This window comes from Halorussus salinisoli (assembly GCA_005239435.1).
In the GTDB taxonomy this organism is placed as follows: Archaea; Halobacteriota; Halobacteria; order Halobacteriales; family Haladaptataceae; genus Halorussus; species Halorussus salinisoli.
The window spans coordinates 679238-700441 of sequence record SZNP01000004.1 but is presented as its reverse complement, the minus strand read 5'-3'; the positions used below and the strand labels follow the sequence as shown (position 1 = coordinate 700441).

The window sequence follows — 21204 nt, the reverse complement described above, 5'->3', positions numbered from 1 at the left end:
CGGGCCCGTCTCGGCGGCCGCTTTCGCACCTCCGTCGGAAGGTGGCCGAGACGAACTACCGCCGTGAATCGGGGTTCGGGCCTACTCAGCCACTACTGCGGCCACGTCCTCGGCCCACGCGAGTAGCTGTTCGTCCTGCCCGGCGGCTGTAATGCACTGCATGCCGACGGGAAGACCGTCGCATCGTCCGGCGGGGAGCGTAACCGTCGGGAGTCTCGCGTGGGTCCACGGTCGGGTCATCGATGGGTCACCGGTGGTGTCGAGTCCGGCCGGCGCTGGACCAGGCGCGGCGGGGGTGATCCAGCATTCGATGCCCTCGGCTGTCAGTCGCGACTCGAGTCGCTCCTGAAAGGCGTCGCGACCGGCGCGTGACTTGGCCAGGTCTTCGATTCGCAGTCGCCGTCCCTTGCGGAGCAGTGCGGCCATGGACTCGCTGTAGCGGTCGCCGTACGCCTCAAACCAGTTGTGGTGATCCAGGGCCGCCTCGCAGGCCTCAATGGTCTCGTGACGGTCGTACACCGTCTCGATGTCCGCGAGCGCCTGCACTCGTTCAATCTCGTAGCCGGCTTCCGCGAGTCGCTCGACGGCCGCTTCGAAGGCATCCAGCCCCTCGCTGGACGCTCGCTCGAGGTACGGGCCGTCGGGGATACCGAGCATCGGGGTGTCGGCCGGATCGGGATGGTACGACCACCCGTCACAGAGCACGGACGCCGCGAGACGCATGCTCGGAACGTCCTGCGTGAACAGGCCGATGTGGTCGAGGGACGCGGAGAGCGGGATGACGCCGTCGAAAGGGATGCGACCGTGGGTCGGCTTGAAACCGACGATACCGCAGAAGGCCGCCGGCCGGATCACGGAGCCACCGGTGTCGGTTCCAATCGCGAGCGGGCACATGCCGGTCGCGATGGCCGCCGCGGACCCGCTCGACGACCCGCCCGGCGTGTGATCGAGCGCGTGCGGATTGCGTGTCGGGCCCGGTTCGAAGTAGGCGAACTCGGTCGTGACGGTTTTCCCGAGGACGAGTGCGCCGACGTTCCGGAGCCGCGTGACGACGGTCGCCTCCGGGCCGGCGAGTTCGTCCGGCGGGAGCTCGGAACCCGCCCGCGTCGGGAGACCGTCGACGTGAACGATGTCCTTGACACCGACCGGAACGCCGTACAGCGGCGGCGGAGTGGTGACATCCCCGACGCTATCCTCAAGTACGTCGACCGCTCGCTCCAGCCGATTCCAGCGGTCCGACTCGGACACCAGTGCTTGGACCCGAGGGTCGACAGCGTCTACGCGGTCACGGACATCGTCGAGATACGAGTCGATGTTTCGTCGTCCGTGACGAAGCTGTGTGGCAATCTCCGCGAGCGAAGCCTCGTGAATCATCCCTTGTGAGAGACTGGCTGGCAAATAATAAGCGTTGAGGTGAGCGGGGGAGCAGGTTCCGGCGACGGGAGAACGGATTCAGTCTCGGTTGCACTGCCAGTTGTCGGGCAGAGTCCGCTGAGCCACTCGACGCATTCCAATTGGTCTCGGAATCTCGACAGTATACTTTTGTTCGTGTAAACACCTTGTACGATTGTGAACGGGGAGCCGCATCAACTGTCAGTCTGGGAGCTACGGACGGAGATCCGTCGGGGGACTCTGTCCCCAGTCGAAGTCGTCGAGGCATATCTCGACCGGATTCGGGCACGGAACGACGAGCTCAACGCCTACATCACCGTCCTCGAAGAAGACGCGGTAGAGCGGGCTGGAGAGGCCGAGGACGCCCTGAAGTCGGGAGACGAGGTGGGGCCGCTACACGGTGTTCCAGTAGCCGTAAAGGACTTGTTAGGGTACAAAGCGGGCGTGAGACATACGTTCGGGGCGAAGCCCCTCGAAGACTTCGTCCCCGACCGGGACGCAATCTTCGTAGAACGCCTCGAAGACGCCGGCGCGATCGTGATCGGGAAGACCAACACGCCGGAGTTCGGCTTCAAGGGAACGACGGACAACCGACTCCTCGGTGCGACGGGGACCCCGTTTGACAGCTCGAAAACGGCCGGCGGGTCCTCCGGGGGCAGTGCGACGGCGGTCGCGGCCGGACTGGCGCCTGTGGCACAGGGGTCCGATGTCGGTGGGTCCATTCGGATCCCTGCCTCGTGTTGCGGGGTGTACGGGTTCTACCCTTCCCACGGTCGCGTTCCCCATGCGTACCGGCCGAATGCGTTCGTTTCACAGACTCCGTTCAACAGTATCGGCCCGATTGCACGGACGGTCCGAGACGCCGCGTTGCTTCTCGACGTTATGAGCGGTCCCGACCGGCGTGACCCCTTCTCGCTTCCGGACGACGAGACGGCGTTCCTCTCCGCGATGCACCAGCCGATACCTGACACGAAAATAGCGTACAGCCCGGACCTCGATGTGTTTCCGATCGACGACCGGGTGTCCGAGATAGTTTCCGACGCGGTGGAGACGTTCACTGAAGCCGACGCGGAAGTCGAATCGGTGGACCTCGGATTGGATCTCACCTTCGACGAACTCGTGGACACGCACATTCGCCTCAAACGACCGTACTGGGCCGAACTGCGGGCCCATGTCGAGCGCGAGCACGACATCGACCTCCTCGACCATCGGGCGGATCTCCCCGACGAACTGCTGGACCTTGTCGAATCCGGGCAGGAGATGTCCGCCTCCGAGTATAAATTGGCCAACGTTAAACGAACAGAATTCTACGACGCAGTTCGAGGCGTGTTCGACTCGCACGATATCCTGGTCGCGCCCACCTTGGGAACCCCGCCCTTCGGGAAGGACAAGCCCGGCCCGTCCGAGATAGACGGTCGCGAGATCGATCCGTCCATCGGCTGGTTCCTGACGTTCCCCTTCAACATGATCGGCTATCCGGTCGCTTCTATCCCGGCCGGATTCACCGATGACGGGCTCCCCGTCGGGATGCAGATCGTTGGCCCACAACATGGCGACGAAGCCGTCCTCGCAACCAGCGCGACGTTCGAATATCTCAACCCGTGGGCGGACCAGTACCCGTTCTCGGTGTCGAGCGACCGGTCCGGATACCGACGTTGACAGTATTCGAAAGACGGCAAAACGTATCCGGTTCCGGTCGTCTCCAAGTGACCGACTCGATCGGCAAGCCGGTCGAGCGCTACCGGTTCAGCAACGGGGACCGTAGTACTCGAGAGGTCGGGGTTCAACCGGGACGGAAGTCGACTCGGCGGGTCTACTCGTCGGACGCATCTCCGGTCCCATCGGTCGTTCGCTCGATAGGCGTCATGAGGCTCGACGGGTCGTGATGGCAGGCAATCCGATGGGTCTCATCTCCGGACTTCGACTCCAGCGTCGGATACTCCTCCTCGCACACGTCTCCGATGTACTGCGGACACCGTGTGTGGAACGGACAGCCACTCGGTGGATCACGGGCGTTCGGAACGTCCCCGCTGAGGTGGATCGGTTCCCGCTTCTCCTCCGGGTCCGCCAGCGGGACGCTTGAGAGCAGTGCCCTTGTGTAGGGATGGTACGGTGGTTCGAACACGGCCCCGGTCGGCCCAACCTCCATCACGTGGCCCAGATACATCACTGCGATGCGGTCGCTGATGTGCTTGACGACACTCAGGTCGTGGCTGATGAACAGGTACGACGACCCGTACTCCGCCTGGAGTTCCGATAGGAGGTCGAGGATGTTGGCCTGGATACTCACGTCGAGCGCCGACACCGGCTCGTCGAGGACGACGAATGATGGATTCGAGGCGAACGCTCGGGCGATTGCGACCCGCTGTTTCTCCCCGCCCGACAGTTCGTGGGGATACCGACCGACGTAACTCGTGTCGAGATTGACCTGACCGAGGAGTTCTGCCACTCGCTGGCGCCGACCCTCTGCGTCCATGTCGGTGAACTGCTTCAGCGGTCGTTCGAGGATCTCGACCACCGTCTTCTGGGGGTTCAGGCTCGCGTGCGGGTTCTGAAAGACGACGCCGGTGTTGGATCGGAAGTCCGCGATGTCATTCCCGTCCAGCGAAGTGATGTCGTGATCGCGGTACGTGATCGTCCCGTCGTCGACGGCCAGCAGTCGGAGCAACAGTTCGCCGAGCGTACTCTTTCCGCTTCCGCTCTCGCCGACCAGCCCCAGGGTTTCACCCTCTTTGATTGAGAGGTCGACGCCGTCGACGGCCTTGACCGGTGGATTGCTCTCGAACCACCGGTCGAAGAACGACGCTGACCCGAAGTACTTCTGCACCTCGCTGGCTTCGACGAGCGTCTCGCGCTCGGTCTCGGCCGCGGACGACACCTGTCGGCCACTTCGGGTCGCTGTCGCGGATCGCTCCGTCAGGCGATCACTCAGCACTGTCTCGATCCGGCGACAGCGGGATCGATGGTCCGTCTCGCCGGGTACATCTTCTTCCTCGATCGGCGCTTCGCGACAGGCCTCCTCGTCGAATTCACACCGGTCTGCGAATATACAACCCGTGGGAATCCTGTCGAGGTCCGGAACCCGACCGGGCATGGCACTCAGGTCCTGCTCCTCGCCGATCCTTGGAAGTGCGGCCAACAGCCCTTGCGTGTACGGATGAGCCGGGTCTTTCAGTACGTCCGTGACCCGGCCTCGCTCCATGATCTCGCCGGCGTACAGGATAACAAGGTCGTCGGACGTTTGCGCAAGGACGCTGATGTCGTGCGTGATGAGTAACGTCGAACTGTCTCGTGACTCTTCGAGGTCCTTGATCAGGTCGAGTATCTTGGCCTGCGTCGTCACGTCGAGCCCCGTGGTGGGTTCGTCGAGGATGAGGAGTTCGGGATCGCAGGACAGTGCCATCGCGAGGAGGACGCGCTGTTGTTGGCCGCCGGAGAGCTCGTGGGGATACTTGCCCAAAACGTGCTCCGAATCGGCGATTTCGACCTGCTGGAAGAGTTCGAGGACGCGGTCCGTGGCTTCCTTCTTGGTAACGTTGCGATGCACCTCGATTGTTTCCCGGACCTGCTCGCCGACGGTGAGGCTCGGATTGAGGGCCGTCTTTGGATCCTGAGGGACATGAGCGATGTGATTCCCCCGCAACTGTTTGAGTTCCTTGGGCGAACTGTCCTGAAGGTCGTGGTCCTTGAATCGAACCGAACCGTTGACGATCTGCCCGTTCTCCCCGAGGTACTGTAAGATCGCGAGAGCGAGCGTGCTCTTGCCGCTCCCGCTTTCCCCAGCGACGCCGACAGTCTGTCCGGGGTCGATCCGGAGATCGATATCGCGCAGGGCCTGCACGTCCCCGTCCTTCGTTGAGTAGCTCACGCTGAGTGACTCTATCTCCAGTAGTGGCTTGGTAGCAACGGACGTGGAACTGTCCGCGTCGTCATCGGTCTTGGTACTGGACATTCTCTACTATATCGGAACTCCCAGTCATAAAGATTCTGTCGGTTTGCCCGACGGACGTCGATATCAGAAATAAAGCAGTCCCTCGTCTGTAAGGTCGTCTCCGCCATGTTGGGCCGTGGATCGGTGGCCGAGCACCCCCGGACGACCGACAGGGTGTCGGGGTCGGATCTCGGTCTGGTTTCTGCGGCCCGGTGTTCGGCGCGCCAAGCTTCAAATCCCCGGAAGAATTAAAGGGATAGGAGGTATCTGTTCACCCTGAGAGTAAATACCATGATAGAACCTAACAAAGACACCATCGACCGCCGTCGATTTCTCGAGATAATCGGTCTCGGAGCTGGGGTCGGTATCGCAAGCGGTAGCACCGGTGCGACTGTCGGGAGCGGTCAACGAGACGCAGTTACGGCAGGGAAAAGCCAGCAAACGACGACGGCCGCAGAGGATCGTCACGGCGGGGATCTCGTCATTCGGGAACGCGAGACGATCCAAGCGCTGAATCCGTACATGACGATTCGCGCTTCGATGTCCCGGTTGGCGTCGAAGCTCTATTCGACGCTCGTGAAGACGGACGCCGACCTAAACCTGCACCCGGATCTCGCGACGGACTGGGAGGCAAACGACAACGTCGATGTCTGGACGTTCACGCTCCGGGACAACGCCACGTTCAACCACAACGGCAAGCAGGTGACTGCTGCGGACGTGAAAGCGACCTTCGACAAGGTCTACGACGAGGATACGGGCAGTCCCGGACAAGGTGCGCTCGGACCGATCGATACGGTCAACGCCGTCGACACGACGACCGTCGAATTCGAACTCGAGCGACCGACGGCCGACTTCCCACGATTCCTCATCAAGTCCTACGGGAGCATCGCCCCGAAGGAGATCATGGAGAACGACTTCAAGTCCTTAGAGACCACCGTCTACGGTAGCGGGCCGTTCGTCCTCGACGAGTTCGCCTCAAACGAGTTCATCCAGATGAGTGCCGCGGACGACTACTACCGGACCGATGAACAGGGCAATCAGCTCCCGTACGTGGACACACTGCAGACGAACATCGTAGCCGAAGAGACGACCGCGGTGAACATGCTGGACAACAGGGAGGTGGACATCATCCAGAACCTGGGCATCCCGCAATTCGCCCGGGTCGCCAACAACGATCAGCTGAGCGCGCTGGAAGTCCCGACGGGGACGTTCGCGGGCGTTGTCCTGAGAGCGAAGAACGAACCATTCGACGACTGGCGGGTTCGGAAAGCCTTCAAGCTCGCCGTGAACTACGAGCCGATCGTCAAAAACATCATGGAAGGGCACGGAACAGTCGGTCAGGACTCCATCATCAGTCCGGTCTACGACTGGTACACCGACCTGGACCGCCAGCAGGACGTGGAACAGGCGCGAAGTCTGCTGGACGAAGTCGGATTGTTGGGGGCCGACTTCGGGGAAGAGTTCGGCATCACGTTCTGGTCGTCGAACGAGCAGACCTACAGGGTCCCGATGGGGTTAACAATCAAGCAACAGCTCGAGGAGAACCTCGACATCACACTCCCCTTCCAGGAGATCACCCACGAGACGTACATCAACGATCACTGGGGGCAATCGGCGATGGCCACGATCGTGTACGAGATGCGCATCTCAGTGGACGACTTCCTGCGGCTTCTCATCTGGTCTGAAGGCCCGTGGCACACCGAAAACGCCTGGGACAACGACAGGATGGACGAGCTGATCCTTGAAGCCGGAGCAACGCTGGACGACACCAAACGGCAGAAGCTGTACGACGAGATCCAGCAGTTGATGATGGACAGGGGACCGCACATGGTCGTCATGTACGAGAACCGCCTCGGAGCCGCCGGTAACTGGGTCAACAACTACGAAATCCTCCCACTGACGCTCCGTCTCTGGGCGGAGGAAATCTGGCTGGACACGGAAATGCGGTAACTTCCCTCTCGCCACACACGGTGTTTCTCCACCATGAAAAAGTACATCATCAAGCGACTCGGGTCGATATTCGTGACCCTGCTGGTCCTCTCGTTCATCATCTTCGCGCTGACCCAGATGTTACCGGGCAACACCGCTAAGTTCATCCTCGGGAAGTTCGCGACGCCGGAGCGGATGGCGGTCCTCGAACAACAGCTCGGACTGAACAGACCGTGGTACGTCCAGTACGTCGACTGGCTCACGGGGTTCGTGACCGGTGATTGGGGGACCTCGTTTCGTGGCGGGGAAACTGTCGACAAGCTAGTGATACCGAAAGCAATTCACTCGTTCCAGCTCGCGGTGTTGACGCTGGTGACCGTGGTCCTCATCTCTATCCCCTTCGGGATACTGGGCGCGGTCACGCACGGGTCGCTCCCCGACAGATTGGTCCTCGTGTTGTCGTATCTCGGCATCAGTATCCCGACGTACGTCAGCGGCACCATGCTACTCCTGTTGTTCGGCGGACCGATGCTCTCGGTGTTTCCGGCCGGTGGATACGTACCGCTACGCGAGGGCGTCGTTCCGTGGCTCCAACACATGGCGCTCCCAGTACTGTCGCTCGTGATCCTGCTGACCGCGCACCTGATGAGTCTGACCAGAGTGGAGATGATCGAGACGCTCCACTCAGATTACGTCCGGACTGCACGACTCAAGGGGTTGTCGGAACTGACGGTTCTCGGCAAACACGCCCTGCGGAATTCGCTGTTACCGACGATCACGCTGTTGGCGCTGGACCTCGGCTTCCTCATGGGCGGCATCGTCGTTATCGAGGAAATTTTCGCGTTTCCCGGCCTCGGGAGATTGATCGTCCACTCGATTCGACATCGTGACCTCCCGGTGATCCAGATGTCGATGCTCATCGTCGCTATTGTCTACACGTTGTCGAACTTCGCCGCGGATCTCCTGTATGCGTACCTCAATCCGCGCATCGACTACGAGTGAAACCGACACAATGGAACCATGACAACCGATCACAGCGTGATTCAGGCGGAACCGTCGCTGATCGACAAGGTCGCCAGCAACTCCAGGGCAGTCGCCACGAATCGGACGGCACAACTCGGACTCGTCCTCCTGACGCCCGTCTTCGTCGGGCTCGTCTTCGCACCATTCATCGCACCGCACGGGTTTGCGGAACAACACCTGATTGACCGGTTCGTCGGGCCAGGGTCTACGTATCTCCTAGGCACCGACCACCTCGGTCGGGACCTCTTCTCGCGCGTCCTCTACGGCGGGCGGACCAGTCTCTACATCGGTATTCTGGCGACTGTGATCGGGGCGAGCATCGGCATTCCGATCGGCATCAGTTCCGGATACGAGGGCGGATACGTCGATGAATTCGTCATGCGGGTGATGGACATGATGCTGAGCATCCCGGCGCTCCTCCTCGCACTCCTCATTCTGGTCACGCTCTCGGCGACCGCGACGAACGCCGCGCTCGCCATCGGGATTTCGACCGTCCCGAAGATTGCCCGGGTGGCGAGAAGCGCTACCCTGGACGTGAAAGATCAGGAGTACATCACGGCCGCCGTCGCCAGAAACGAGTCGCGGCCGTACATCTGGGGCGGAATCATCCTGCCGAACATCACCTCGGCACTGCTCGTGGAGATATTCATCCGGATCGGGTTCGCGATCATGACCGGCGCGGCGCTGTCATTCCTCGGTCTCGGTGCCCAGCCCCCGAAACCGGAGTGGGGACGAATGATCGCGATCGCCCGCATCCACATCTTCCAGACGCCGTGGATGTTGCTGTGGCCCAGCATCGCGCTCGCACTCACGGTGCTCGGTTTCAATCTGCTCGGCGCGGGACTACGGGACGCACTCGACCCCAGAGAGACGAGTCGGGAACTGTAGGCTACTGTCGTCAGCCCACACCCAGAACGGCCGTCGTGTGGGTTCCACCAGTAACTCGCTGCCCTCCGCTCATGTGGCCTTGCGAGGGGATTCTCACACTGGACGCCGGGAATTGTCGGAGTCCGAAGCGTAACGGAGTGGAACCGATAGCGGAGCGACGATTAGCTAATTGCAGGCGGTAAGCCCCCTTCCTCAAGGAGCAACGCAGGAAGCGGAGCGACCGAGTAGCGCAGCAGGAAGCCCCGCCCTCAAGAAACGAGCGAAAGCGAGCGAGTAGGGTGGGGTAGTTCACTCGGAGACGAACACCCTCGCGGGTGCGGCCTCGAACCCTTTTAGGTGAAGGGGCGCGCAGACGATGTCTACGGTGTCGCGGTCGGCGATTGCATCCGTGTTGGCGATGTACTCCACGAACGGGATCCCCGCGCCCAGGACCGTATTGTGAACCGGCCGCTCGGGATCGTGGATGCCCTCCGAGAGGAAGTCGTTGGCGACCACCGACACCTCCTTGTCGACGAGCCACTCGGCGGCGTCGGCGGTGAGCGCCGACGCTTCGGTGAAGAAGTCCTCGTCGTAGAACCGTTCGTCGACGTCCCCGGTTATCAACACGAGGAAGTCGCCCGCACTCACGTCGGCGTCGGCCGTCTCGAGGACCTCGGCAGAAATGGGGTCCCCGCGGTGCTCGCGAAGGTCGACGATAGTCGCCTCACCCCGAAGGGTCTCGAGGCCGACTTCGTCCAGCGTCTTCCCGTCCTCGTCGTAGTGGCGAGGCGCGTCGACGTGCGTCCCCTGATGGCTCGACATGTGGAGACGGTGGGTCAGCGCGCCGGTCTCCTCCGAGACGTTCGCCTCGGAATCGAACGTCGGAAGCCCGGGGAACAGCGGCATGTCGTCCTCTAACGGTAGGGTCAGGTCGATGACCATGTTCCCTCTACACCGAATCCGGTGAAAAAGATTTGCCCGACCCGGACGGGCGCGCTACCGACCCTCGCCGATGTACAAGCCCTCGTGGCGGTCGGGAACGACCTGTGCGAGTCGCTCGCTGCCCTCGTCGGTGACCAGCACCGGTTCCCCGATGCGGACGCCGCCGCGGGACGGCTCCTCGGGGAAGTAGATACCGGGCTCCGGGACGAGGACGTGGCCGGTCTCGAGCTCGTCGTTCGGCTCGTCTTCGCCGGCCTCGGGCGCGAACGGCGGTTCGTAGACGTTCATCCCGAGGCCGTGGAAGATGGGTTGGTAATCGACGAACGAGTGGTCCCCGAACCCGCGGTCGTCGATTACGGCGTGGGCGGCGTCCCGCACCTCCCGCGCGGTCGCGCCGGGTTCGACGGCGTTGATCGCCGCCTCGCGGGCGTCCCAGACCGCCGAGTACACCTCTCGCTGTTCCCGGTCGGGTTCGCCGGCGACGGTTGTGACCGTGATGTCCATGTTGTACCCCTCGTAGACGAAGGCGTACCCGAGAACAACGAAATCGCCGTACCGAATACGCTTCTCGGAGTCGTACCGGAGGAAAAGCCCGGTGTTCGTCCCCGAGAACGTCGCCGGGTTCCAAGAGACGCCCTGCGCGCCCTCTCGCTTCGCGGCGTGTTCGGCGGCCGCCGCGACTTCGTACTCCCTGGCCCCCTGTTCGACGGCGTCGAGTGCCTTGAGGACGGCGACCTCGCAGAGCGCGCCCGCGTCGTCGAGGATGGCGACCTCCTCGGGGAACTTCACGCCGCGCTCCCGAGCGAGGCTGTCGCCGACGGGAGTCAGGTCGGGCATGCGGTCGGCGATAGTGAAGTCCAGGCTGTCGACCCCCAGGTTCTCGACACTGTACCGAGTCACGAGGTCGGCGTACAGGTCCGCGGCGTCGCCGCTCGTGGAGACGGCCTCGTCGACCCACGGCATCTGGGCGTCGATGCGAGGGACGTCCCCCGCCGGTGCGAGGACGACCAGCGACTCCTCGGTCAGGAGCGCCTGATAGGAACCGGTGAAGTAGACGCTGTGGACCGGTCGGACATCGGATACGTAACGGGCGTTCTCGGTGGCCGTCAGGAGAAGGCCGTCGAGGTCCTCGCGGTTCATCACGTCCCTGAAACGACCCTGGCGTTTCTCGCGGAGGCGTTTCAGGTCCACGGCGCGCATCGCGTCGTGGGACGGATAGACTGGTTCGAATTGGTAACTGGACTCTCTCTGCTGCATCACGGCAATAATCGGGCAGTAGGGTAATATATCTTGTCAGACCTGTAACTTCAGGCGACTGATTGCGGTAGTACCACACGCCAAACTAATACGTGTAGTTTAGAGAGCGGACCGCTTTCGGTATCGAGGTGAAGCCCTCTCGCCGGCATTCGTTCGAGACGTCTATCCGAACCGTGTGAGAAGCAGTCCGATAAGCACCGCGACGCCCGCCGCAAACGAGAGGACGTAAAACGCGACGGTGAACCCGGCAGCGCTGGCGAGTGCGCCGACGACTAGCGGTCCGCTGGCGGCCAACGCGAGGTACGCTGTCCGGAGCAGGCCGAACCCGCCTCCCTGAAGCCGCTCCGGAAGGGTGTCGATGACGTACGCCTGCGCGCTCGGCCAGAAGCACAGCTGCACGCTCGCCAGCGCAGAGAGGGCGAGAATCGGACCGATTCCGCCGGTGGCCGGAACGAGCGCGAGGACGAGGCCAGTCAGCGCCGCGCTGACGAGTATCGTCCGACGCTTTCCGTACCGGTCGCCGAGGAGGCCGCCGACCGGCTGGAGGAAGATGCCCGCTGCGAAGAACGCTCCGTACAGTAGCGCCGCGGTTCCCTCGTCGAACCCCTTCACCTGCACGAGGTAGGTGGGGTAGAAGCCGGTGAAGGCCTGGTACACGAACGACATGAAGAACATCGCGCTCGCGCCGAGAAGCGATGCCGGGTTCCGGACGGCCCGGAGGACCGTCATCGCGTTCAGGCCGTCGCCGCCGCTGGCTGGCGTGGAGGTGCGGGTCGGAACGCTAGTCCGGAGACCGGCCGCAGCGATCAGCAGCCCGGGGGCCATCGCGACGAAGCTGTACCGCCAGCCGATTAGGAGCGCCACCTGGCCGGCTATTATCGGCAGTAGGGTCGTCCCCACGTTTCCGGCGGCCGCGCTGAGGCCGATGACCGTGCCTTCGTTGTCGGGGAACACGTCGGACAGAACGGTGAATCTGGTCGTGGCGAACAAGCCCGACGCTATCCCGAACAGCACGACGCACCCGATGAACACCCAGAATCCCGTTGAGACCGCGATGAGCGTCAGGGCGAGCGCCGACAGGAACGTGCTCCCGGCGAGTACCACTCGCTCCCCGAAGCGGTCGGCGAGGATGCCGCCGGGGAACTGCGAGACGGCGTAGACGGCCCACACCAGCGACAGGATGCCGCCGACTCCTGTCAGGCCGACCGAGAAGTCGCGCTGTATCCACGGCATCAGGACCGGGATTGAGAGCCTGACGCCGAGCGTGAGCATCCAACTGAGCGAGACGGTCACGAGGATTCGAATCCGGTTCTCCGCCCAGAGGGAGTGCAGTCGCTCGTGGAACGGCCTCGTCGAGTCCGTTGCGGAGTCCAATTCACTACTCATGGCGGAACTTCAGGTAGGTGGGCTTCGATTCGGGGTCGCGCTGGATGCCGCAAGGACGATTGCGCACGCCGCTGAGACCGGAATCGGAATTCGGGTGCGTCGGCTTCGACTTCGGTGACGGTCGAGTTCCTGCGACCTCGCGATGAGCGACCCCGACATGGACGGGTGAACGTGACCTACCCATTCAAGCTTTTCCCGCTCGGTCTTCTCGCGGACCTGTCGGTTCGTCAATTGGAAAACTTGGACGAGGGGACCCGCAGTTATTTGTCGTTCTGCGACGGAATCAGCAGGTATGTCGGTAGCTAACCGTCGGGCGGCCATCGAAACGTACTACGAATCGATCGATGACGAGGACTTCGACCGGATGGCGTCGGTCGTGGCCGACGATGTCACTTACGTCACGGCTCACGGCGAGATGCACGGTGTCGACGAGATGCTTGAGTACTACACGGAGAATCGGTCCGTCACCGACACCGTCCATGATGTCGTCCGGGAGGTGCGCGACGGGGACGTCTGGGTCTGCGAGGGCGTCGTGACCGGCGAGTACGTCGACGGCGGGTCGTTCGACGGGGGCTACGTCGGCATCTTCGAGTTCGAGTCGGACTCGGCCACCGTCGAGGAACTCTCGGTGTACACCCGGTCCGTCTTCTGACCCGACGAGGGCGCGTCGTCGAACCACACGGACCTGGAATTGCAGCACCGCTACGGCGACGTCGTAAGCCGTGCGCGGCGGTCAGATGATACAGACTGATAGCGCTTACCGCCGCCAGAAGGCGGCGGTCAAGCGAGAGGCACGGTGACCCAGTCAACGAGTTTCGTGGCTGAGTGGATTTCCCACCGCAATCGGTTAGTTGGTGGCGCACATTATTTTCAGTTGCTACGACAGCCGTGAGATGCCGTCCCCGAACAACAAGGGGGAGGTGAACAAGCGGTTGTTCACACGGCGATGACATGGCTGTCGATGGGGGTGGTTCGAGAGAGCGACGCGCTCTCGTCATCACGAAAATCGAAGATTTTCGAACGACGTCAGTGACCGCGCCACAGCCCTCCGAGGGAGAACAGGAGCCCGTCTCCGGCGTGTCGCCGGTTCCCTCCGAGTGCGGGGTGGAACCTCGAAGGTGGGTGCCCGCCGAAATCCCATGGTGGGTTTCACGGCGTTTATGCCGTGGAGGAGGTCAATAATCGACGTCCGTGACAGGTGGAACTTTTCGGAATTGGACCCTCCGTTATCCCCATACCTATAAGACGAGAGCGGATGTAGTTCAATATCTACGATGGGTGTTAGCAGATGGCAAAGACAAAGATAGAGCTCTATACGGAGATACAGGAGAAACTCCCGCAGATTTACGAGGAGTGTGAACAGGCGGCTGACGAGATCGGAATTCCCGAGGAGTATCGCGGCGAGATGGGCGCGACCGGTGCCGTCTCCGGGATGCCGGGCCTGCTGCGCGACGACGTCGCCGAGTACATGCACGAGATGGGACGCGAGGTCGTCTCCAACTCGGAGCTGTCCTACGAGATTCGGATGCTCGTCAAGGAGGTGTACGGGGACGAGTACGACGCGGCCCCGGTCAACACCTGCGAGGCGGCGCTGTACCTCTGCCACGACGTGTTCAACACGCCTCCATTCACAGGGCGAGGCGACAAGTACCGCTCGCGGTACATCGCCCCCTACGAGCGCCACGTTCACCACCAGGCCGGCTACGGGCGGCCGTTCCCGCCGAAGTACAAGGACCTCCTGGCCGACCGCGGCGTCACCGCCGGCGAGTTCGGCTTCTACGGGAAGCGCCTGGAGAACCTCGACGTCGTGCTCGTTCCACTCGAGGGCGCCGAGTACAACGTTCACGGCATCAAGAATCACCCAACGCCGCTGTTGATGGACGTCGACGCGGAGGCGTCGATGGAGGTCATCAAGGAGCACGCCGAGCGCCACGCGTCGAACCTCACTGGATTCGCCTCGCTCGGCTACGACACGCCCGGCTACGGATACGGCGATACGGACGGCGACGGAAACCCGATGCTCGCGAAGAAAATCGGGGAACTGGCTGACTCGTACAACGTCCCTTACATTACGGACAACGCCTGGGGGATTCCGTTCGTCGGGACCGACCCGCGAGAGATTAACTCGACGGTCATGACCTACTCGATGGACAAGGCCGCGGGGGCCCCGACCAGCGGCCTCATCGTCGGCAAGGAGGAGGAGATGGTCCAGATTCGCCGGGCGATGGGGATGCACGGCGAGCGCGCCGGCACGACGAAGTCCTACGGCAAGTCGGCCTACGTCACGCTCGATCCCGGAAAGGAGGCTCTCACCGGCCAAATTGCCGCGCTGAAGGCGCTGCGGGACAATCCGGAGGTCGTGACCGACCCCGTCGACAAGACGTACGACATCACTGTCGAGGCGTTCGAGTCGCTGCCCTCGGAACTCATGGACGGCATAGAGATAACCAAGTCGTACAACAGCGGCGCGGTCGAGGTCAACTACCAGCACACCTGGGACGACGGAACCGGCATCCCGATATTCAGCATCGAGGACTTCTACTCGGATGCGCCGTTCAAGAACGCACTCAAGCGAATGGGCGTGATTCCGACGATCCTCTACGACGGGAACATCTTCCTCAGCCCTGGGCTCGGTACCATCGACGAGTCGGGCGACCTTCACGAGGAGAAGATGCGCTACGCCGTCAAGGCAGTCGTGAAGACGCTGGAGATATTCGCGAAGCACGCCGGCGCCATCGAGGACCCTGTCGCGGCCGACTGAACCCCGATTCACATCTCACACCAACCCGTTTCGCCATGAAAATCGACACCGTTCGAGCGATACCGGTTAGCGTTCCGTTCGCCGTCGACTTCGACGTGGCCAGCGGCGGCGTTCCCGCAGCCGACCATGTGCTCGTCGAGATCGAGACTGACGCGGGCGTCACTGGGCTCGGGGAGGCCAGCCCGATGCCCTTCTTCACCGGTGAGACCCAGGAGACGATAGTTCCGGTAATCGAATCGCACCTCGCCCCCAAGCTGTTGGGCGTCGACCCGTCGAACCTGCACGCCGTCCACGAGGCGATGGACGAGATTGCAGGGAATCCGCTGGCGAAGACGGCGGTCGATATCGCCTGTCATGACGCGGTCGGCAAGGCGCTCGGCGTGTCTGTCTCGACGCTCCTCGGAGGGGCCGTTCGCGACCGTATCACGGTCGGACAGTCGATCGGAATCAAGGAGACCGAGCGCGCCGTCGCCGACGCTGAACGCTACGTCGACGACGACGGCTTCGGGTCCATGAAAATAAAGGTCGGCGGCGACCCGGAGCGGGATTTGGAGCGAGTGAAGGCCGTTATGGACGCGGTCGGCGACCGGGCGTCGATCCGATTGGACGGCAACGAGGGGTACACCGCCGACGTCGCGGTCAAACAGTTCGAGGCCATCGAAGATTACGGCGACATCCTTCTCGTCGAGCAACCCGTCCCGCGAGACGACGTGCCTGGGATGCACGAAGTGACGAGAGCACTCTCGTCGCCGGTCCTCGCCGACGAGAGCGTGTTCTCCCCGCAGGATGCGCTCCAGGTCGTCCGCCGGCGGGCGGCCGACATCGTCAACATCAAGCTCATGAAGGCGGGTGGTCTTTTCCCCGCGAGACGGATTGCGTCGTTGGCGCGGACCGCCAATATGCCGCTCGCGATTGGGAGCATGGTCGAGATGGGCGTCGGCACCGCCGCCGGCGCCCACTTCGCTGCGTGCCAACCGCACGCCACGTACCCCTCAGACGTGAAGGGCCCCAGTCTGCTCGACGATACAATCCTCAAAGAGCCGATCAGGATCGAGGATGGGTACACGTACGTCCCGAGCGGCAACGGGTTGGGCGTGGAAATCGATTCTAAGAAGGTCGAACGGTACCAGGTCGACTGAGCCTCGCCCGTCCTGGTTCGTCGTCCGGCCATCCGTTTCCCATCGACGTGACGGCTTCTGAGCGGCCAGCGAACGCTGGGCAACCTTTATGCTCCGATACGTTGAGTGGCCATTATGTCACGCGATGGCGTGTACGAGGGAGGCTACCGTACGTACGGAGGCTTCCTCGGCGTACTCATGCTCGACACGACGACCCCCCGCCCGCCGGGTGACTGCGGGAACGCCCGGACATACGGCTACCCGGTGCAGTTCCGAACCGTCGAGGGGGCCTCGGCCAGGGAAGTGGTGACAGCCGACGACCCCGAGGAGATACTCGGCCCGTTCGTCGCCGCCGCCGAGGACTTGGTCGAACAGGGCGCCGCGGGCATCGTCACCGGCTGTGGCTACCTCCTGCGGATTCAGGAACACCTCTCTGAACGGGTGGACGAGGTTCCCGTCTTCACGAGTCCGCTTCTCCAGATACCGATCGCGGAGTCCGTGATCGCTCCCGACGAGAAGATCGGAGTCATCGTCTCGAACGAGGAAAGCCTCTGGAGTCTCGACCACCCGGTGATAACCGACTACCGCGACAGGCTGACCGTCGAGGGACTCGGCGATCGCGAGTACTTCAACGCGGTGTTCATCGACCAGACCGAGAACACCCTCGATCTGGACGTGATGGAGGAGGAGCTGCTTGCGACCATCGAGGCGATGCAGGCGGAGGAGGACGTCGGGACCGTCCTCTTCGAGTGTACGAACCTCCACCCCTACGCGGAGGCAGTCCAGCGAGAACTGGACCTGCCGGTGTTCGACCAATTGACGTTGGCGGACATGGCCTGGCAGACGGTCCGAGCACGGCGGTACTGAGCACACATGCGCGCTGTTCGCTACCACGAGTCGGGACCGCCCGACGCGCTTCGACTTGAGGACGTCCCGCGTCCCGTGCCAGGGCCGTACGAACTTCTCGTCGCTGTTCACACCGCCGGCGTCAATCCCGTCGACGCGAAGTACCGGGCCCGCGGTCACGACCGAACGCCGAAGACGACGGGTTCGGACTTCGCCGGCGTTGTCGAGGCCGCCGGTGACAGCGTCAAGGAGTACGAGGTCGGGGATCGTGTGTTCGGAACCGGATTCTACTCCGCGGGGTTTCGGCAAGGGTCGTTCGCGGAGTACGTTACCGTCCCGACGAACATGGTGGCGGCGCTCCCGCCGTCAGTTTCGTTCGAGGAAGGCGGCGCGGCCGGCATCGTCGGGACGACCGCGTGGCTCGGACTGATTGAACGGACGGACCTCGGCCCGGTCGACGCCTGCTTGATCCACGGCGGTGCCGGCGGCGTCGGTCACGTCGGTGTCCAGCTCGCGAAGGCGTCCGGCGCCTCGGTCCTTGCGACCGCGGGCTCGCCCGACCGGGTGAGCGCGGCGAAGGAGTTCGGTGCTGACGACGTGTTCGACTACACCGACGATGTCACAGACGCCGTCGGGCGTGCTTGTCCCGGCGGCGTTGACGTTATCCTCGATCCGCGATACGCCGAAAACGCCCAAATGGACGTTGACGTCGCTGGCTTCGGTGCCGACGTAATCGTGATAGATGGCGACGGTTCCTCGATAGACGGCCCCCAGGCCAGAGGGAAACACCTGCAGGTGCATATGCTAAGTATGACACCGCTGTTAGTGCGCGATGACCTGCCGACGCTTTCGTTCGTGCTCCGGAAACTCGCTCGGTTGCTGGCCGACGGAACGCTCTCTATCACCGTCAGCCGAACGTACGACTTGGAAGACGCAGCGACCGCCCATCACGACGTGATGGGCGAGAACATCGTCGGAAAGGCCGCGGTGACTGTCCGGTAATCGGCGGTTCGATGCTAGCAATTCGGCCCGAGACGACTCGTATTCCCTCTGCAGGGAAGTCGCCTATTCTCGGAGCTATTGTTCAATCCAACTAATCAGAGGAGCGTGAGCGTGCTTGACCGCGTTAGAACGGTAGGTACCCGAAGATTTCCTAATCGTCTCTCGATTTCTCTGCCCTTCCCGTCAGTACGGAACGTCACTCTAGGAATCGCTCTGGGCTACTTCCCCTACTGTTATGATGTCCCACGACTCGGGACTTTAAATAGTGGGTCTGGTGATGTTTTCCGTTATAATCCGTGAACTCCGATTTCGAGGTGGCCGTCTTTACGCGATTTTCTCATCTCGAACGCGCTTAGTACAATCAACCACCTGCGTTCGTAGCGGTGGTCTCCGGAATCGTTGTCTCTCGAGTACAGATCCTATTGTCGTCAATACCACCGACATCGCCGGTCATCGGAGGGTATCGGCCGGAGATTGCTTCAAAAATTATTGAGTATTGGTAACGTGTATTGTTCGTCATGGCGGTACTTTATAACAGCTGTTCCAGTTTGCCCGTAGCAGCCAAGTAATACGCGATACGATGTGACAGGAATTTCTTCACTGTAAATTAATGTTTCTGCATTGTGGGCCTTTATGACCGATTCGTCCATGGTCTCGAAGGAACACATTGAGGCTCAGCGTCGACGGGAAATTTGAGAAAGAAAAAATGGAAATAAACCGTTTGGAGCCTTCGAGAGTTAAACGCATGAAATTGTTCGGACGCTTCGGTCTCGCGAAATCAAATTTGGCTAACCGTTCCTCGAATTAGGAGACTCTGTCGTTCCATCTGCGGAAACATTAAATAGCTTCTGGTAGATTGTCCTAGAGGTGATGACCAAACCGACAGGCCCCAGACCGATTAAATCGGTCGAAACGACCTTCGTGGTCATAGAGGCGATTCGCGACCTGGACGGCGCCCGTTTGACCGAAATTGCCAACCACCTGAACATGGCGAAAAGTACCGTCCATCGATATCTCAGCACGCTTGAACAACTGGAGTATCTCACCAAGCGAGGGGATATCTACTACGTTAGCCACCGCTTTCTCGACCTCGGAGAGTACACGAGAACGCGCAAGAAGGAGTACGAACTCATCGAGGGCTCTGTGGAGGAGCTCGCCGAGAAGACGGAAGAGCGCGTCCAATTCATCGTCGAGGAACACGGGATGGGGGTCTATCTCTACCGGGAGTCCGGGGAGCACGCGGTCCAAACGGACTCTCGTCCCGGGAAACGCATTCACATGCACTCGACCGCCGCCGGAAAGGCCATCCTCACCTTCTTGCCCGAGAGCAGGGTTACGGAGATCGTCGAGCGTCGTGGTCTCCCGAAGATGACCGAGAACACGATCACGACTCAAGACAGCCTCTTCGACGAACTACAGGAAACACGAGAGAGAGGCTACAGCATCGCCAAGGAGGAGAACACGGAGCGGCTCTGGGCGTTCGGTGTCCCGGTGATGAGCGCAAGCGACCGCGTTCTCGGCGCAATCAGTATTTCCGGTCCGACTCACAGACTGGCTGGCGATGAGAAGCAACAGGAGATCCCGGACCTCCTTCGCGGGACAGTCAACGAACTGGAACTAAACATCGCTTACCTGTAGAGACGCGATTTAACCGTGATCCTCTCTCTATCGTCGTTCAGAGCTCTTACCGCCTCGGTAAAATCACAACGAGACCAGCCACTTGCTCACCGGCATGCCCCTCTGTAAAGCGCCAGAAAGTCTCGTTCTGATGTTCGTTGAGCGAATCAATGTCCGTCTGCATCCTCCAGCTGCTCTTGATTCGGAATTTCTCTGATGGAAACAATTTTATATACGTTCCTCGATATCATTCGTCATGGAGTCTCGCTAATATCGATATCGACGACTACTGTGTTACAATAGTATGACTGTAACAATACGCAGTAAGTTGGAATGCTGGAATATGGAGAAAGATATGCGTAGATTATATTTCTTGAGGGGGGAATCCGATTACTTCTATCGCCAGAGTAGCTGGCAACTCCCGAAGGAGATGCTTTTCGCAGACAGCCGCGATAAATCGTAATCATACGATAGAGAATATTGATTACGAGGAAACAGACCTAGCGTTACAATCTCAGGATTGTAACGCCAGCAAAGTAGAGCACCATGCCACCATTTAGATTCCTCACAGCTTTGAATTCGACAAGGAACCTTACGTTTGAAGGGCACTACTTTAGGAAAAGAACACGACCTTCTACGGGGATGTAGACATAAAAAATTGAATTATATGGGATAGTGGGAAATAGATCCTAATTTTAGAAGAACGAGTTAAAATTATCTAAAAGAAAAATTTTAAATCTGAGGACTAGAAATATTGATCCTCTTGACCAACCTCGGGGGGAGAGCGAAGCGCTTTTATTTAATTCTTAAGAATAATTTTCGCATTTCTTTAGAATCAATTATAAATTTTTACCATAGTGGATTTGGTTAGACGTAAGGGATATCCTTTGTGCTTGCTTCAAGAACTTCACCGGACAAGATTTCTCGGATTGATAGAGTTAGTAAAGTACTCTCGGTCACGTTCTGGCACAGTGAATAACGACTCTACGATGTCACCCTGTCGTGAAGAAGTCTGGTTATAGATATTTGATCCGGTGTTCCCTTTCGATATTCCTACGTGAATCGAGGAACTGGCCGTCCGCCGCGGTCGGAAGCTTGGCCGGACGTATCTACCAATTGTTAATACATGGAGT

At 61.0% G+C, this 21204-nt stretch carries 15 protein-coding genes; 10 read left to right on the top strand and 5 right to left on the bottom strand.

Annotated elements, in window-relative coordinates:
* Window positions 1–81: 81 nt before the first annotated feature.
* On the bottom strand, window positions 82–1374 hold the full coding sequence (locus E2484_RS14505) for an amidase (RefSeq protein WP_137285903.1): 1293 nt from the start codon (window positions 1372–1374) through the stop codon (window positions 82–84).
* A 195-nt stretch (window positions 1375–1569) separates the two neighbouring features.
* On the opposite strand from E2484_RS14505, the gene E2484_RS14500 reads away from it, so the two are divergent.
* On the top strand, window positions 1570–3051 hold the full coding sequence (locus E2484_RS14500; RefSeq protein ID WP_137285902.1) for an amidase: 1482 nt from the start codon (window positions 1570–1572) through the stop codon (window positions 3049–3051).
* 154 nt (window positions 3052–3205) lie between these two features.
* Here the strand turns inward: E2484_RS14500 and E2484_RS14495 are convergent, their stop codons facing one another.
* A complete protein-coding gene (locus tag E2484_RS14495; RefSeq protein ID WP_137285901.1) occupies window positions 3206–5344 on the bottom strand; it encodes a dipeptide ABC transporter ATP-binding protein in 2139 nt (712 codons plus the stop codon).
* Window positions 5345–5614: 270 nt separating this feature from the next.
* On the opposite strand from E2484_RS14495, the gene E2484_RS14490 reads away from it, so the two are divergent.
* From E2484_RS14490 to E2484_RS14480, 3 genes are read left to right on the top strand one after another with little or no spacing between them, the layout of a single operon-like run.
* Entirely contained in the window at window positions 5615–7273 is a 1659-nt protein-coding gene (locus tag E2484_RS14490) for an ABC transporter substrate-binding protein (RefSeq protein WP_137285900.1), read from the top strand.
* Window positions 7274–7306: 33 nt separating this feature from the next.
* Complete coding sequence (locus E2484_RS14485) at window positions 7307–8254, top strand: ABC transporter permease (protein WP_137285899.1); 948 nt, start codon at window positions 7307–7309, stop codon at window positions 8252–8254.
* 18 nt (window positions 8255–8272) lie between these two features.
* The gene (locus E2484_RS14480) at window positions 8273–9163 is read left to right on the top strand and encodes an ABC transporter permease (RefSeq protein WP_170977365.1); all 891 of its coding nucleotides are present in this window, start codon (window positions 8273–8275) and stop codon (window positions 9161–9163) included.
* 288 nt (window positions 9164–9451) lie between these two features.
* Here the strand turns inward: E2484_RS14480 and E2484_RS14475 are convergent, their stop codons facing one another.
* The 3 genes from E2484_RS14475 to E2484_RS14465 all read right to left on the bottom strand — a co-directional run bounded on the left by E2484_RS14475 (window position 9452) and on the right by E2484_RS14465 (window position 12727).
* Window positions 9452–10084, bottom strand: a complete 633-nt coding sequence (locus E2484_RS14475; protein ID WP_137285898.1) for a cyclase family protein — start codon at window positions 10082–10084, stop codon at window positions 9452–9454.
* Between the two features lie 54 nt (window positions 10085–10138).
* Window positions 10139–11341: a M24 family metallopeptidase gene (locus E2484_RS14470; RefSeq protein ID WP_137285897.1), complete on the bottom strand. Its 1203-nt coding sequence runs from the start codon at window positions 11339–11341 to the stop codon at window positions 10139–10141.
* Between the two features lie 162 nt (window positions 11342–11503).
* Window positions 11504–12727 carry an MFS transporter gene (locus E2484_RS14465; RefSeq protein ID WP_137285896.1) on the bottom strand — a complete coding sequence of 408 codons (1224 nt, stop codon included), beginning with the start codon at window positions 12725–12727 and terminating at the stop codon, window positions 11504–11506.
* Window positions 12728–13019: 292 nt separating this feature from the next.
* Between E2484_RS14465 and E2484_RS14460 the strand changes: the two genes are divergently transcribed.
* From E2484_RS14460 to E2484_RS14435, 6 genes are all read left to right on the top strand, one after another.
* A complete protein-coding gene (locus E2484_RS14460) occupies window positions 13020–13379 on the top strand; it encodes a nuclear transport factor 2 family protein (protein WP_137285895.1) in 360 nt (119 codons plus the stop codon).
* A gap of 636 nt (window positions 13380–14015) precedes the next feature.
* Window positions 14016–15488, top strand: a complete 1473-nt coding sequence (locus tag E2484_RS14455) for a hypothetical protein (protein ID WP_137285894.1) — start codon at window positions 14016–14018, stop codon at window positions 15486–15488.
* Window positions 15489–15523: 35 nt separating this feature from the next.
* Window positions 15524–16627, top strand: a complete 1104-nt coding sequence (locus E2484_RS14450) for a mandelate racemase/muconate lactonizing enzyme family protein (protein WP_137285893.1) — start codon at window positions 15524–15526, stop codon at window positions 16625–16627.
* A 114-nt stretch (window positions 16628–16741) separates the two neighbouring features.
* Window positions 16742–17473, top strand: a complete 732-nt coding sequence (locus tag E2484_RS14445) for an aspartate/glutamate racemase family protein (protein WP_137285892.1) — start codon at window positions 16742–16744, stop codon at window positions 17471–17473.
* Between the two features lie 6 nt (window positions 17474–17479).
* On the top strand, window positions 17480–18454 hold the full coding sequence (locus E2484_RS14440) for an NADPH:quinone reductase (protein ID WP_137285891.1): 975 nt from the start codon (window positions 17480–17482) through the stop codon (window positions 18452–18454).
* An 870-nt stretch (window positions 18455–19324) separates the two neighbouring features.
* The gene (locus tag E2484_RS14435) at window positions 19325–20092 is read left to right on the top strand and encodes an IclR family transcriptional regulator (protein ID WP_137285890.1); all 768 of its coding nucleotides are present in this window, start codon (window positions 19325–19327) and stop codon (window positions 20090–20092) included.
* Window positions 20093–21204 lie beyond the last annotated feature (1112 nt).